A 14,189-nucleotide genomic window follows, 5' to 3' on the forward strand; every position below is an offset into this window, starting at 1 on the left:
TCGTTTTACCAACGTTTAAATTTTAGGTCTTTCAAAATCCAAGTTTTCGCTTCACAAGCATCCAAAATGTTTTCATTACCCCCGTTCCTTCTTTTGAATAATAAACTTCTGTCATCCCATCTTTGAAGATTTCACCAGTAAAAAATTTGTTTCCTGAATCATCAACACCATTATTTATAGCGTCATTTTTCTGCTGATAATAACTTTTTTGAATATCATGAAAATTGACCCGATTCCCCCATTTTTCATAAACCGATTTACAATCATCATAACTCCTTAAAAAACCTCTAAAATTATAATCAATCTTTATTTCCAACAATACATCCCCTCTATTCTTTTCATAATTATCTTCAAAGTCACAAATATTTTCAGAAGTTATAATACCATCTGTACTCCAGACAGAATCTTTCATAAAGACATTTTCTACAACGGCAAACTCATAATAATTAATTGGCATCATACCGAAATCTGAGCTATGAAAAGCCATATAATTTTCAACACCAAGACCATGAGCTAATTTCACAAAACTAAACTCATCTTTATAATCCAGTATATCATATTGCTTTTTATTAAGAGCTGTTGTTATTAATTCCCCAAACAGATATCCCGTCGGATTGCAGATTGGCATGTAAACAATTCCTCCATTAATGAAATGTGGAATTGTTTCTGGAATTTCTGAATTGTCTTCTTTAAAAATTAATAGGGATATATCTTGAGACATAAATTTTTGAATGCATTTATTTTTTAATGGTTTAAAAAATCAAATCGAAATATAATTTATAATGATAGTTTTTCAATTGTTCAAATGTAAAATTATTTTAGCATAATTATAAACTCCTTATTTATCTTAAGGAGTTTATTCAGGTCTATTTCTCCACAATTTTTATATTAATTCAAACAAACACAAAGTATTGTCATTTCGAGGAACAAGAAATCTCACTCGGAAATCGACACGGATTAGCGACATACTTTGCAGAATTTCTAGTGTGATCCTTCGTTCCTCAGGATGACAAATCTTTGCCTAAAATTAAGCCTGAGAACAGAATTCAAAATTCTTACCATAAAAATTGTATTTTTGTTTACCGCTCCCCAAGAAAATCTGTAACATACATTTAAAATCTGTTTTTTACAGTTCTGGTTTATTCACTTAATTATTATCTTTGAATTATGAGCACACTATCAAGACCAAAACATATCGGAAGAAATATTAGTCGTATTCGTGAACTTCGCGACATGAAGCAGGAAGCTTTGGCGCAAGCTTTAGGTACAAGTCAGCAAACGGTTTCCGCTATTGAAAACAGCGAAACTATAGATGACACTAAACTCGCTGAAGTTGCAAAAGCACTTGGCGTGACTTCGGAAGCTATCAAAAATTATAGCGACGAAACCATATTAAATGTCATAAGTAGTCATGACAATTCAACAATAACAGCAATTAATATTCAACCTAGCTTTAATCCACTTGATAAAGTTGTAGAACTTTATCAAGAAAAAGAAAATCTTTATGAACGCTTAATCCAAGCCGAAAAAGACAAAGTTGAATATCTCGAAAAAATAGTAAAAGGTAAATAACCTTTTTAAGCATAAAAAAAACTCCATTATTTCTAATGGAGTTTTTCTTTTTATTTACCCAACTCTTTTTCAATTTCCTTAATAAGTTCAACTGCAAGTGGTTTTGTATTTTCTTTGTAAACCCTTATGTTATTTTTACCTAGTTTAACAAGATATGAAAGTGTCTTTTTATATTTTGGATCAGAGTATAATTCTTTTTCTGGCTTATCTGCATTTTCTATTTCTTTATCAAAACACTTAAACAAAAATTCAGTGTACATTTTATCAACTTCATTGGCAGCTGGAACAAATATTTGATAATAGTTTAAGATTTTCTGTTTTAATTTTTCGTCTTCAATGTAACCAAGTTTACCACTTGATTTAAAGCTTTCATAATTACCTATCGTCAATGTTTGTCCGTGCGAATGAATTGGAAAGTTGACTTTACCTTTAGATTTATAAATACTATCTAGTTGAGAAGGCGTTAATGCCAAAATTTTTTCATAGTCTGCGTTTGTCTTTTGGTATGCGTGCATTTCTCTGTCGATACTTTCTATATCATTCTTTAAATCGTTCTTTAAATTAGAAAGAAATACAGACACTTCTTCTTGTTGGTGTCTGTGCTCGCTCCAACCGTGTAGCCATATTGAAAGCGTTACAGCAAAAACGATTATGAATATCTCTATTATGATTTCTTTTACCTTCTCTCCTAATGTATGTTCTGAATTTTTCACCGTTTTATAAATTTTGTTTGAATGCTTAGTTATTTCTTCTTGCATAATTTAGTTTTCTAGTTTTAACTTTGGTTGTTATTTGAAGTTTATTTTAGTACGCTATTTAATTCTATAAATTCAAAAGCGAATATAAGACTATTTGCAAAATCTCTTATTAATTTCCTAAATTCCGCATAAAACTTTTCTTAAATAGTTAAAATAAGAACCATAAAAAAACTCCTTAATTTCTTAAGGAGTTCTCTACATGCTTTTAAACTTTAAAAATCAATCATTGCTACTCTGTATTTTCTCGCATACTTTTTCAAGAAGACTTTTGGTTTGTTTAAAATATTTCATTTTATCATCGATCTCTTTTATTTTGGCTTGAAAAAGCTCTAGTGTTTCTGGTTTAGAATCTGTTGTCTCGAACCAGCTTATCAATATTTTTTTTATTTCTGCTAAAGTAAATCCGACTTCTCTTGCTTCTATAATGATTTCTAAACGCTCAATAGTATTAGCATCGTAATGTTTATAGTTATTAGAAGTCACTTTTTCATCAGTCAATCCTTTGATCATTCCTAAATTCTCATAATATCTAATCGTATGGATTGATAATCCTGTTTTTTTTGATAATTCGTTTACAAGCATAGCATTATTTTTTTAACACAAACAACAAAGCATAGAGCATAGTCTATACTTTTATGTTACAAATATACTAATTGTTTTTAGTTTTAAAATTTTTAAATGCCAGAAATGAGGTTTTGCATAAAAAAACTCCATTATTTCTAATGGAGTTTTTTTTTAAAATTAGAGAAAAATCTTTATTTCAATTTCGTCAACGCTTTAGAATTTCTCAACAAAAACACATATTGAAAATAATCCGCCGTAACAGCATCTTTAAGTGGCACAATATTTTCTCCAAAAGCTCTCGATTTTACTGTTATCAAATTTTGCGATTTCAAGTAAGGTGAATTTTTCGAGTTAAGTTTAAAAAGTGTGATTGATTCTGGTTTGCTCAATTCTTTTATATCATTAATTCCTTTTACAAGCATTAATGGTCCGTCGGCATTTATCCAATTAACTTTTTCATTTTCAGGAGTTGGAAACTGAGGATTTTTCGGAAGATACATTTCGCTATCAATGGTATAACTTACAAAGCTTATCACTTTTACTCCCGAATCTTTTAATCCTGCAGCAAAAGTTGCTCTGCCCGATTCTGTTTTCTTTTGCAACGTATGAAAAAACCCAAAAAGTCCATAAAACTTTTCATTTTCAAGATGCTTCTTCTTAATTGCATTTTTAAAATTACTCACCATTGCTTCATCTCTAGAACCTTTAGATTCATCGTCAAAATTTTTATCAATTCCGATTACGGTAATTTTTAGAGAATCGGCCAAATTTTGATTGTAATCGTAAATAGCATTCCATTTATTAAATAATTCTTGACTGGCCTGCTGTGGAATTCTTCTCTTAATAGATTCAACAACTTCTTTCAAGGCCGTTTTATTTTTTTGTTTTTCAGATAAAAAAGCATTCAGCTTTTGAGCCGTCAAACTATCCATTTCGGCAATATAATATTTAATTCCCACTTTTTTATTCAAGAAAAAAAGCATTTCCTGATCTATTTTCTGATTATCTGCATAACCATGAATTTCGCCTAATAAAAAAACTTGCGATTTATAAAACTCATCATCAAATAGTTTTTCGTCGATAGAAGTTCCTATCTGAACATTATTTTTTGATAAATAACTAATATTATCATCATCTTTAGATTCTAAAAATAATTTATTGCTGATATATAAATAAGCAATAAAAAGTAAAATAATACTCAAAAGGCTAATAAAAGTGATTTTGATAAATTTTAAAATTTTCTTCATGGTTATGTATTATGGTTGTTTTGATTTTGATGTAAAAATATTTTTATTCAGCAGAACATTCAATTTTTATTGACTGAATTGTTGTTTCCAACAGATGAATTGTTTCACCAACAACTGTTTTTATAGATTTATCGCATGAATCAAAAAAACAAGTGTTTTTCTTGTAAATTTACAATTCGTGTCAGCTTAGAATAAATCATTCTTAACTTTAAAGAATCGGAATAGAATTAAAAAACTTTATAAATAAAATGGAAATATTAATAATTACTGGCCCTCCTTATTCTGGAAAAGGTACGCAATGCGAAATTCTAAAGGACGAACTTCATTTTGAACATATTTCAACCGGAGACAGATGTCGCTTGGAAAAACAAAATGAAACGGAAATTGGAAAAATAATGTCTCAATATGAAGAAAAAGGAGATTTAGTTCCTGATTCTATCATGAAAGATCTTTTCAGTAAAATATTGGATGAAAATAAAGCTGCTAAAGGAATCATTTTAGACGGTTATCCAAGAACAGAACCACAGGTAAATGATTTATTGGAACTTGTTAAATCTAAAAACCTAGAAATTGGAAAAGTAATTAATATTGATGTTCCAAAAGAAGAACTCTTAAAAAGAGCAAAAAAAAGAGCGGAAACTTCTAACAGAAAAGATGATAAAGATGCCAATATTCATCTTAAAAGAATTGAGGTTTTTGAAAATTCGACCAGACCAGCAATTGAATATATGAAGTCAAAAATTAAAGTTCTCACTTTTGACGGGATGGGCACAATTGAAGAAATAACAAAACGAATTAAGGATAATTTGTAACAACAGTAATAGTTTATTCGATTATAAACTTCATTAAATTCTATAAAAAAACTCCATTAGAAATAATGGAGTTTTTTTTATCTCATACTCATTGTTATTTAACCTTTATTAAATCTAAATCCTGAAAGTCAAAACTAAAATCGATGTTTGGAGAAATACCTTTCATTTTAATAGATTGAGCTTTACCATTTTCGTCTAGAGAAAACATTGCTAACGCATCACAATTCATCGCTTGATATTCCCATTTTATAGCAAATGTATTGGCATTGTAAAAAGCCATTGGTCCATTTAATTTAGGCGAACGATACGATTTAAACCATAATTGTTTGTCTTTTTCAAATATTTCAATTTCACCAAACCATTTATCGGCATAAACGCCTATAAAATCTTCATTCTTTATTTTTACCTTTTTAGATAGTTTTACTTTTTCCCAAACTTTTTTAGTCACATCATCACCTTTATTTCTATCTTCATTCATCCATTCTACCAATTTATCAGTCCATCCAAAATCGTCTAAACCTAAATAACTGTCAGAAATTGTATTACTAACTGCCGTAAAAAGCCCGCCGCCTCCATTTTCTGTATTAGTTAAAATTACAATTCCCAAATTCAAATCTGGATACATGGTTACAATAGAAAGCATTCCTGGCAAACCTCCAGTATGCGATACTTTTAAAGTTCCTTTCTCGTCTGACAATTGCCAGCCTAAACCATAACCATTAAAATGAGAATTATATCTCGGATTTTGATCTGTTTCCTGAACGGTATGTATTCTCCACATTTCATTGTGGTTTTCTAAGGAAAAAAGCGGTGTTTTCGAGTCCGGCCCGTACTGACCTTTATTCAAACGAACTATCATCCACTTCGCCATATCTTCTGCGTTAGAAAATATTCCTCCTGCAGCAGCATTAATTTGATCATTAAACCCCTCGATTTTCTTTATCGTTCCAGATTCAGACGAATGCGAAACTGCAAAATTAGATCTGTCTTTTATTAAACTACTTCCAACAAATGTATTGTTCATTTGTAAAGGATCAACAATTCTTTTTTGTACAAATTCCTCATAACTCATACCGCTTACTCTTGCAATTATTTCGCCAGCTACTATATAAAGTAAATTATCATAATCCCATTTCGTTCGAAAAGCTGAAACAGGTTTAAAATACTGAAAACTTGTCAAGACATCTTTAATGGTAAAATTAGTGCCGTCAGGAAAAAACATTAAATCACCTACTCCCAATCCTAATCCGCTGCGATGAGTCAGCAAATCCTGTATATTAAAATTCTCCGTCACATAATCATTATACATTTTAAATTCAGGAGCATAATCTTTTACTTTATCGGTCCATTTCAATTTTCCTTCATCTTCTAAAATAGAAAGTGCAGCCGTTGTAAACGCTTTACTATTTGAGGCTATTTGAAAATTTGTCTTTTCATTAACCCCTTTTTTTGTTTCTATAGAACTGACGCCGTAACCTTTTAAGTGAATTATTTTTCCATCTTTAACAACCGCAATCGACGCTCCCGCTACTTTAAACTTTGTTAATGCAGATTCCATCAACAAATCAATTTTATCTGATGTTAGCTGGCCAAAAGCTGTTGCACATGAAAAACAAATGCAAATAACTGTGATAAAAAAACTATTTCCTTTTTTCATATTATTGATTTAATTAATGTTTCTAAATTAGATGTTTTCTGATTCACAATTATCAATTGACTTTTATCGTCCAATAGAATTTTCTCTGCAAATTCTTTATCTGGATTTCCTTTCCAGTTTTTCAATTCTTTAAACTTGCCTTTTAAGAGTTTTATCTTTTCTTTATTGTCTTTTGAAATAATTACCATTTTGGTCAATGGTGTCTGCTTCATTTTTTCAATACTGCTGTCTGTAATTTGATCTTCGTATTCTGTTCTGGAGCGATAACGGAACATTTTGTTTATTACATTAAAATCTTTTTCATTTTCAGTAATCACATAACGATACGTCATAATATTATTCATTTCGTTTATCCAATCTGGAAAATTGGTTTCGTAAAGTTGAATGTACTGATCTATAAAATTCTTATCAATCGGTTTCTTCTGTTCGATATATTCTTTAGTTAACGGATAAATTTGTTTTGCCATCAAATTGATATATTTATTATTATACCATTCTCCTTCATCAACTTTATTATCTAATTTTTCGTAAACATAACCGTTACCCAATACCGTCGCCAAAACCTCATTCATGAGCTGATAAGCATAATTACTGCATTTCGATTTATTTTCTTTAAAATAAGTATCAATTGCCGTTTTAACTTCAAGCGATTGTTCGTCATAAACGATGTGATATGTTTCGTGCATCATTACACTAAACAAATCTTTATGCGATTTTAAATCGGTTTGGATGGCACTCATAAAATTATTGCAGAATGCAGAAGCAGTAAAACCTTTTGAATTGGGTAAAGGATAAAAGGCTGCCTCAAACGGAATTGAATTATCCCAACTAGAATTATAAAATATTAATCCCGTTTTAAAGTAATCTTCAATGTGATGTTCATTAGAATATTTGATAATTTCATCCAACTGTTTTTCAAATTTTTCTTTGTTCGAATTATAAATCAGTTCATTATAAATTGGTGTAAATTCAGAAATACATTCGCCTAAATCACTCAAAGTTTTATTAGGAATCATTCCTGCAGAACGAAGTTTGAAATCATTTAAATTATCTGTCTCTATTAAATTCTTTTTTAAGATATCTTTTGTCTGCATTGTTTTCTTTGATCCGTACGGAAAATCTTCGAACCGAAAACTATACGAAATAGACAATTGATCAAATTTTGAGATTAAGCTTTTATACTTCTCAACATTGTACTTTGATTTTTGAAATTCTGTTTTAAAAACATTATCTGGATAATAATCAGATAAATTCTCTAAGAACACAAAAACCGCAAGTTGTTCAGAATATTTGATTTTAAAAGAAGGATTTTGCCCAAATGAAAGTGAACTTAATAATAAAAAAATCAGCAAAAGTGTATTTTTCATGCAATTTCTATTAGCAGTAAAAGTTTAGATTTCGAATAACGTTTTATAAATATAAGATATTTTACAAGCGCCTGTTTCGTTTCTTTTTAGATGTTACAACTTCTTTAATCAAACCTCGTTCTAAAAGCATTTTGTTGTAAAAACCTTCGCGAAGTTTTTCAAATTCTTCTTTCAAAAGAAAAAGTAACTTTTCTGATTCGTTTGGATTTTCGAGTTTTTTCAACATAATTCCAATTCCTGAATTATGCGAAATTCCGTCACGATTAATAACAAAATGAAGCATGCTGGAATCTTCCATAAAAAAATCGGAATAGTACTTTTTTAATTGCAATTCTTTCTGATTCATTAAAAGATCTATCAGTTTTTTGATTTCAGTAGGCAATTCAAACCCCAATAAACTTTCAATTTCTTTACTATCTTTTTCTCTTGTATAAAAGCCAATTTCTCCCCTGCATTCATAATAGATATCAACGAAAATTTCAAATCTTAAAAGACGTTCTGTCCAACCATCTGAGTAAATACAGGAAAGAAGATATTCTTCATCTAAAACATAATAGCCCGATTCATCAGGTTTTTGAATTTCTAACCGGTTAAAGCTCATTCGTTTTTATTTTGTTGTTTCTAAATGATGCTGTTCCTAAAATTTCATTAATCCTTTTTTTCAGACATCTTTTTCTCGGCTCCAGCATCTCCGAATTGGTTCTGTATTTTGAACAACGAAATTATTTTTTTGTATTATATTCTTCTGCAATATCACTCCAATCATCATTCCATGTACTCTCAAAATAAATATCTGCCTTCTCCCAATCTTTTGCGTCCCAATCTTCTCTTTCATCAACTAGCTTCAATTTCTCAGACTTAATTTTTCCAATTATCAAATTTAGAAAATCTTCAAAGTCATCTACGATTACTGAAACTGGCTCAGGATCTCCACATGGAAGATAGATAATCTGGCCTAAAATACCGTCTGTATTTGGAATAAAATCTATACAAAGAAAATTTCCCGAGCCATCATGAGCAAATGGAATTCTTTTAGTGGAATACAAAATATCGGTAATTTTTTTTACCTGATTAATAGCTTCAGGTTTTGTTTCGGGAGCATTTTTAAAAAACAACCATTCTCTTTTAACTTCTTCAATACCTAAATATCCAAATCCTCCCAAGAAACCCAAACTTCTTTTTTCTCCGTTATAAGTTTTCAATAATTGAATATAAGATGCAGGCAATTTTTGACCTGTAAATTTTTCCAGTTCCTGTATTTCAACATCGGTTGCTCCTTTATTCATAAAACGATCAAAAATATCAAGCTTACTTTTACAAACATTAATTAAACTGACTGTTGCTTCTGCTTTCATTTTAGATTGATTTTTTTTGATTTGTGCTTTTGAATAATTAAAAAACAATGTAAGTATTAAAATTAAGTAATATTTTTTCATCTTAAATTTTATGATATCGAAAGATTATCTTTTTCACAATCATTTTTTTCTCCTGTCTGTCAAATATTTTCTTAATGGTTTATCATAAACATTCATTACGAAATACGCAAAACCAACTAAAAGTATCACACTCGTTGTTACGATACATGTAAGCTGCATTGTGTTTGGTTTATAATTGACAAAGTAATTTCCGAACATCCATAGTACAGCATAATGTGTCATATATAACGGATATGAAATGCTACCCGAAAATGTGCATATCTTTTTCAAACAAGGTTTTAAATGAGCGCCAGCACCCAAAGAAATTAATAATGGAAAGTAAAATAAAACCACAAAAGGTTCAGTCAGCCAATTCCACTCTGAAAAAGGCATTACAAAAGCCAAAAGCAATAAAATAGTCAATCCGGTAAATCCCAATTTATTTTTGATAATCCAATTGGATCGGTAAATAAGTAATCCGGCCAAAAAAGAGTACGATATTCTGGCGCAGCCGTCCCAAAAAGTTGGTCCACTCCATCCTCCTATTAAATTTCCGGAACTATATCCAACATAACAAATTGCAACTGCAGAAATTAAAGTAAGAACAACTAAAAAGTTTTTGCGAATTTTATAAAGTACAAGTGCATAAACGATATTAGCAATATATTCCCAAAAAAGAGACCATGCAGGAGCATTAAAACTAAATAAATTAAATCCGCGATCTTCAATAACTGGAAACGGAATAAGAAATAAGGAACATATAAATGTCAAAATAATTTTTCCTGTGCTATACAATTCCAAATGCCCTCCAAACGGATCAAACAAGAAAGCCAATAATCCTAATATTGATCCCGCTATAACCAAAGGATGCAATCTTATAATTCTGGATATAAAAAAATTGCGAAGCCCCATTTTTGCAATACGATCATCATAAGCGTATCCAATTACAAATCCAGAAAGGCAAAAGAAAAAATCAACAGCTAAAAATCCGTGTCCAATAAAGTTTTGACTTGGATCTGTAAAAATCCATTCCATAAAGTGAAACACAACAACAGCAAAAGCTGCGATGCCTCTTAGTCCGTCTAAAATTTCAAAATGCTGTTTTGTTTCAAGAACTGCTGTAGCTGATTGGTTGGTAGTCATTAAATTGTAATATTCTTAATTAAAGTGATTTGGTGCCGACGCAAGTTCTACAAATAAATATTCAAATCAAAATCAGATTTATTCAATTCTGCTGCAAAACGTCTCAAGTTTCACATTTAAATAACTTTTTTAACTTTTTCATTCCACATCCTTTTTATAAGTTTGCTAAAATTCAAATTTAATCATGAATTTCAAAGGTTGTCTTCCCCCTCCATAAATTAATAATACGTTTTTAGTATTGACATAAGACCGATTATTCTTGGTCAAATTTTGTATGTCTTTACTTCAATTCAATTATTAATATTCAAAATACATCCCTCAAAAGGATAGACAACTTTTATGAAAAAATCTTATTTGATACTGCATACTGCAGTTTTACTTGCTGGTTTTACTGGCGTTTTCGGAAAACTTATTTCTCTTAACGAAATTACCTTAGTTTGGTATAGAGTATTATTTGCTTCTATTATTCTATTTTTTGTTTTAAAAATATACAATATTAAAACGCTCAAATCATTTTCTGAAATAGCAAAAATTTCTAAAGCTGGAGTTCTTATTACCATTCACTGGATTTTTTTCTATGCCAGCATTAAGTATTCTAACATATCTATAGGTGTTGTATGCTATTGTTTGACTAGTTTTTTTACTGCCTTTTTTGAACCTATTCTCAATAAAAAAAGATTTAATCTGATTCAAATTTTATTAAGTATGCTAACCTTATTGGGAATAAGTCTAATTTTTCATTTTGATTCTTCATATCAGCTTGGGATTTTGTTAGGTGTAATTTCGTCTGCATTTGCCGCTTTGTATACCATTTACAATGAAAGGTTAGTGCAATTTTATGATAGCAAACTAATTAATTTTTATCAGATGCTTGGCGGAACTATAGTGTTAGGACTCGCTCTGCCATTCTATTTTTACAATTTTCCAAATCAGACTTTTATTCCAAACTTAACAGACATATTCTATTTATTGATTTTGGCTTCCTGTTGTACAGTTGCACTTTATGTAATGTTCGCAGAATCACTCAAAAAGATTCCTGCCTTTACCATAAACCTAACTTTTAACTTAGAACCGATTTATTCAATAATACTAGCCTTTTTATTTTTTAACGAAGGACAATCAGTTAATTTCTCATTTTATATTGGAATTAGTTTGGTTATGACCTCTGTTTTACTTCAGTCCATAATTTCTATTCGAAATAAAAACACAATCGAACATCAAATTTCTTAACGCTTTAAAACAAAAAAACTCCTTTTTCTCAAAAGGAGTTTTTCTTTTTATATAAAATCCCTCAATCATTCAAACCTTTTCCCTCCAAAATTCTTGGCATATTTTTCTCTACTCTAGCTTCTCTAGTTTTAGATTGTTTCGGTTGAGAAAAATGGAGTAAATAACCTCGTTGTCTTCCTGGAGTTAAAGTGTAAAAAGCTTTTTTAAAATCAGGATTGCTATCAAATTTGTTTTGAAGTTCTTCGGCAATTTCAAATTCAGAAACTTTTTTCAGATCAACTTTTTTTCCTGACTTTTCAATTTCAGCTGCTTCAAAAATATACTTTTTTAAAATTTCTTTTTTAGCTAAAATATCTTGAACACTCGTAAATCGAACTTGCCGTGCCGCTTGTACATTTTTTGATTGCTGAATTAATATTTTATCAGGATCTTTCATTAAAGCTCCTTTAAAAAACAAAAAAGCAAAATATTCCTTAAAAGCATGAATCAAAACAATGTTGGCTCCATCAAAAGTGTAACACGGACATCCCCATTTTAATTCTTCCGACAAGTGACAGTCTAAAACAATATATCTTAATTGCTCTAGTTCAGCTTTCCATTTCTCAGCTTTTTCAAAATAAAAATCAACTTTAGAATTTTCGCTATAAGCAGTCATAATAAATTCTTTTAAAATTTACTATAAATATAAAAATTTAGACAATCTTTTATCTCATTAAAATTCATAACCTTTAATTATCCCTCTGTTTGATTGCTTTACAAAACTTAAAATTTTATCGCGCTCAACAGTCTTTCGAAACTTTTCAGTAATCAATTCTAAAGCAAATTTAGTATTTCTCTTTTCCTGAAATAAAACGCGATATATAGATCGAAGTTCGTCAATTTTATCCGAAGTAAATTCTCTTCTTTTTAAACCTACAGTATTTACTCCTGCAAATCGTAAGGGTTCATGAGCAACAATAATATATGGCGGAACATCTTTAACTACACGACTCAAACCACTAATCATGGTATGTTCGCCAATAATAGAAAATTGATGTATCGCAGTTAAGCCACTTATATTTACCCAGTCCTGAACAATTACTTCGCCAGCCATACCAACGCTAAACCCAATAATAGAATTGTTTCCTATTACACAATCATGCCCAATATGAGCATTTGACATAATGAGATTCGAATTCCCAATACTAGTTTTACCCTTAGAAATTGTGCCTTTATTAATCGTAACAAACTCTCTGATTATATTGTTGTCACCAATTTCTAGAAGAGTGTATTCGCCTCTATATTTCAAATCCTGAGGCATACCACCCAAAACAGCATTAGAATGAATTTGGCAATTTTCTCCAATTCTTGTTCCGCTTAAAATTGTAACATTATTCCCTATCTGACTATTATTGCCAATTACAACATCCTGCTCAATCGTCACACCATTTCCTAACGAGATGTTATTACCCAAAACAGCATTTTTATGAATAAACGTATCCTTCAATTTTTAAATCTTTAATTAACAGCAAAAATTGAAAAACTTTTTATTCTTTTTATTGATCTAATGTCAAATAATTGACGCTCGAATTCTGCTCAAAGTTTCCTGACTCACGCCAATTAATGAGGCTATGTGTTTTAGCTTGCCCTTTTTAATAATTTGAGGAAATGACTCTAAAAGAAATAAGTATTTTTTCTCTGCAGTCATTAGACGAAATAAATGATTGAACTCATTTAATTTAGAAAGATAATGTCGAAGTTGTTTAATATGAAACTTTACAAATAACGGATATTCTAATAAGGCCTGCTCATCAGAATAAGACAAGGAATATAGGACTGTTTCTTCACAAGTTTGAAAATTTTCAAAAGAAGGTTTCTGCTCAAAAAAACTGCTCATCGAAGTTACAAATTGATTATCGGTATAAATCCATTTGGTAACTTCTACACCATCTTCAATACAAAATCTTCTAACCGCACCCGATTTAATAAAATAGATTTTATTACAAACCTTAGTTTCTTCAACAAGAAATTCGCCTTTCTTAAAAATTTCTTCGGCAAAACTTTTTTTAATAGCCTGCTCAGTCTCCAAATCTAATTCCTGAAAACTATTTATAATTAGAATCAGCTCTTCCATTTATTTTTTAATTCCATAATAAATCAAAAATAAAACTTAATTAAGACAAAAACTAAATTCGACCAGCAAACTACAAACCGAGCCTGCCTTTTTTAATGCATTTCATGCCTTTTAACGCCTTATTGCAAAAAAGAAGAAGTAGTGCCAATAATAAAAATTATTGTCTTTAAAACATTTCGTTCGAATTAGAAGAGATATCTTTAATCTGATACTTTAAAAACTGTGTATAAAACAAAAAACCCTATCCGTTTTGGATAGGGTTTTCAAAAGAAAGGCGACGACATACTCTCCCACATAACTGCAGTACCATC

At 30.0% G+C, this 14,189-nt stretch carries 15 protein-coding genes; 3 read left to right on the top strand and 12 right to left on the bottom strand.

The features are described from left to right. Window positions 1–31 precede the first annotated feature (31 nt). Window positions 32–721 carry a hypothetical protein gene (locus JC605_RS19840; RefSeq protein WP_198857836.1) on the bottom strand — a complete coding sequence of 230 codons (690 nt, stop codon included), beginning with the start codon at window positions 719–721 and terminating at the stop codon, window positions 32–34. 446 nt (window positions 722–1,167) lie between these two features. On the opposite strand from JC605_RS19840, the gene JC605_RS19845 reads away from it, so the two are divergent. Next, a complete protein-coding gene (locus JC605_RS19845) occupies window positions 1,168–1,572 on the top strand; it encodes a helix-turn-helix domain-containing protein (RefSeq protein WP_198857837.1) in 405 nt (134 codons plus the stop codon). Window positions 1,573–1,622: 50 nt separating this feature from the next. Here the strand turns inward: JC605_RS19845 and JC605_RS19850 are convergent, their stop codons facing one another. The 3 genes from JC605_RS19850 to JC605_RS19860 all read right to left on the bottom strand — a co-directional run bounded on the left by JC605_RS19850 (window position 1,623) and on the right by JC605_RS19860 (window position 4,141). After that, on the bottom strand, window positions 1,623–2,330 hold the full coding sequence (locus tag JC605_RS19850; protein WP_198857838.1) for a DUF6090 family protein: 708 nt from the start codon (window positions 2,328–2,330) through the stop codon (window positions 1,623–1,625). Window positions 2,331–2,549: 219 nt separating this feature from the next. Beyond that, the gene (locus tag JC605_RS19855) at window positions 2,550–2,912 is read right to left on the bottom strand and encodes a MerR family transcriptional regulator (RefSeq protein ID WP_198857839.1); all 363 of its coding nucleotides are present in this window, start codon (window positions 2,910–2,912) and stop codon (window positions 2,550–2,552) included. 173 nt (window positions 2,913–3,085) lie between these two features. Beyond that, window positions 3,086–4,141 carry a hypothetical protein gene (locus tag JC605_RS19860; RefSeq protein WP_198857840.1) on the bottom strand — a complete coding sequence of 352 codons (1,056 nt, stop codon included), beginning with the start codon at window positions 4,139–4,141 and terminating at the stop codon, window positions 3,086–3,088. A 248-nt stretch (window positions 4,142–4,389) separates the two neighbouring features. On the opposite strand from JC605_RS19860, the gene JC605_RS19865 reads away from it, so the two are divergent. Continuing rightward, window positions 4,390–4,953 (top strand): nucleoside monophosphate kinase, encoded by a 564-nt coding sequence (locus tag JC605_RS19865; RefSeq protein WP_198857841.1) that lies wholly within the window; start codon window positions 4,390–4,392, stop codon window positions 4,951–4,953. Window positions 4,954–5,047: 94 nt separating this feature from the next. On the opposite strand, the gene JC605_RS19870 is transcribed toward JC605_RS19865, so the two are convergent. The 5 genes from JC605_RS19870 to JC605_RS19890 form a co-directional block, all read right to left on the bottom strand. Then, window positions 5,048–6,610: a serine hydrolase gene (locus tag JC605_RS19870; RefSeq protein WP_198857842.1), complete on the bottom strand. Its 1,563-nt coding sequence runs from the start codon at window positions 6,608–6,610 to the stop codon at window positions 5,048–5,050. Further along, a complete protein-coding gene (locus JC605_RS19875; protein ID WP_198857843.1) occupies window positions 6,607–7,977 on the bottom strand; it encodes a hypothetical protein in 1,371 nt (456 codons plus the stop codon). Before JC605_RS19875 ends, JC605_RS19870 begins: the two co-directional genes overlap by 4 nt. 61 nt (window positions 7,978–8,038) lie before the next feature. Beyond that, entirely contained in the window at window positions 8,039–8,578 is a 540-nt protein-coding gene (locus JC605_RS19880) for a hypothetical protein (protein WP_198857844.1), read from the bottom strand. Between the two features lie 121 nt (window positions 8,579–8,699). Then, window positions 8,700–9,332 (bottom strand): SMI1/KNR4 family protein, encoded by a 633-nt coding sequence (locus tag JC605_RS19885; protein WP_198857845.1) that lies wholly within the window; start codon window positions 9,330–9,332, stop codon window positions 8,700–8,702. 120 nt (window positions 9,333–9,452) lie between these two features. Further along, a complete protein-coding gene (locus JC605_RS19890; RefSeq protein ID WP_198857846.1) occupies window positions 9,453–10,535 on the bottom strand; it encodes an acyltransferase in 1,083 nt (360 codons plus the stop codon). Window positions 10,536–10,874: 339 nt separating this feature from the next. Here JC605_RS19890 and JC605_RS19895 point away from each other — a divergent pair, with 339 nt between their 5' ends. Continuing rightward, window positions 10,875–11,765 carry a DMT family transporter gene (locus tag JC605_RS19895; protein WP_198857847.1) on the top strand — a complete coding sequence of 297 codons (891 nt, stop codon included), beginning with the start codon at window positions 10,875–10,877 and terminating at the stop codon, window positions 11,763–11,765. Window positions 11,766–11,826: 61 nt separating this feature from the next. Here the strand turns inward: JC605_RS19895 and JC605_RS19900 are convergent, their stop codons facing one another. The 3 genes from JC605_RS19900 to JC605_RS19910 all read right to left on the bottom strand — a co-directional run bounded on the left by JC605_RS19900 (window position 11,827) and on the right by JC605_RS19910 (window position 13,878). Beyond that, on the bottom strand, window positions 11,827–12,420 hold the full coding sequence (locus tag JC605_RS19900) for a YdeI family protein (protein ID WP_198857848.1): 594 nt from the start codon (window positions 12,418–12,420) through the stop codon (window positions 11,827–11,829). Window positions 12,421–12,477: 57 nt separating this feature from the next. Further along, window positions 12,478–13,251 carry an acyl-ACP--UDP-N-acetylglucosamine O-acyltransferase gene (gene lpxA / locus JC605_RS19905; protein WP_198857849.1) on the bottom strand — a complete coding sequence of 258 codons (774 nt, stop codon included), beginning with the start codon at window positions 13,249–13,251 and terminating at the stop codon, window positions 12,478–12,480. 63 nt (window positions 13,252–13,314) lie between these two features. Further along, on the bottom strand, window positions 13,315–13,878 hold the full coding sequence (locus JC605_RS19910) for a Crp/Fnr family transcriptional regulator (RefSeq protein ID WP_198857850.1): 564 nt from the start codon (window positions 13,876–13,878) through the stop codon (window positions 13,315–13,317). Window positions 13,879–14,189: the final 311 nt, after the last annotated feature.

Origin of the sequence: Flavobacterium sp. IB48 (assembly GCF_016405855.1) — a bacterium.
Classification (GTDB): Bacteria; Bacteroidota; Bacteroidia; order Flavobacteriales; family Flavobacteriaceae; genus Flavobacterium; species Flavobacterium ginsengisoli.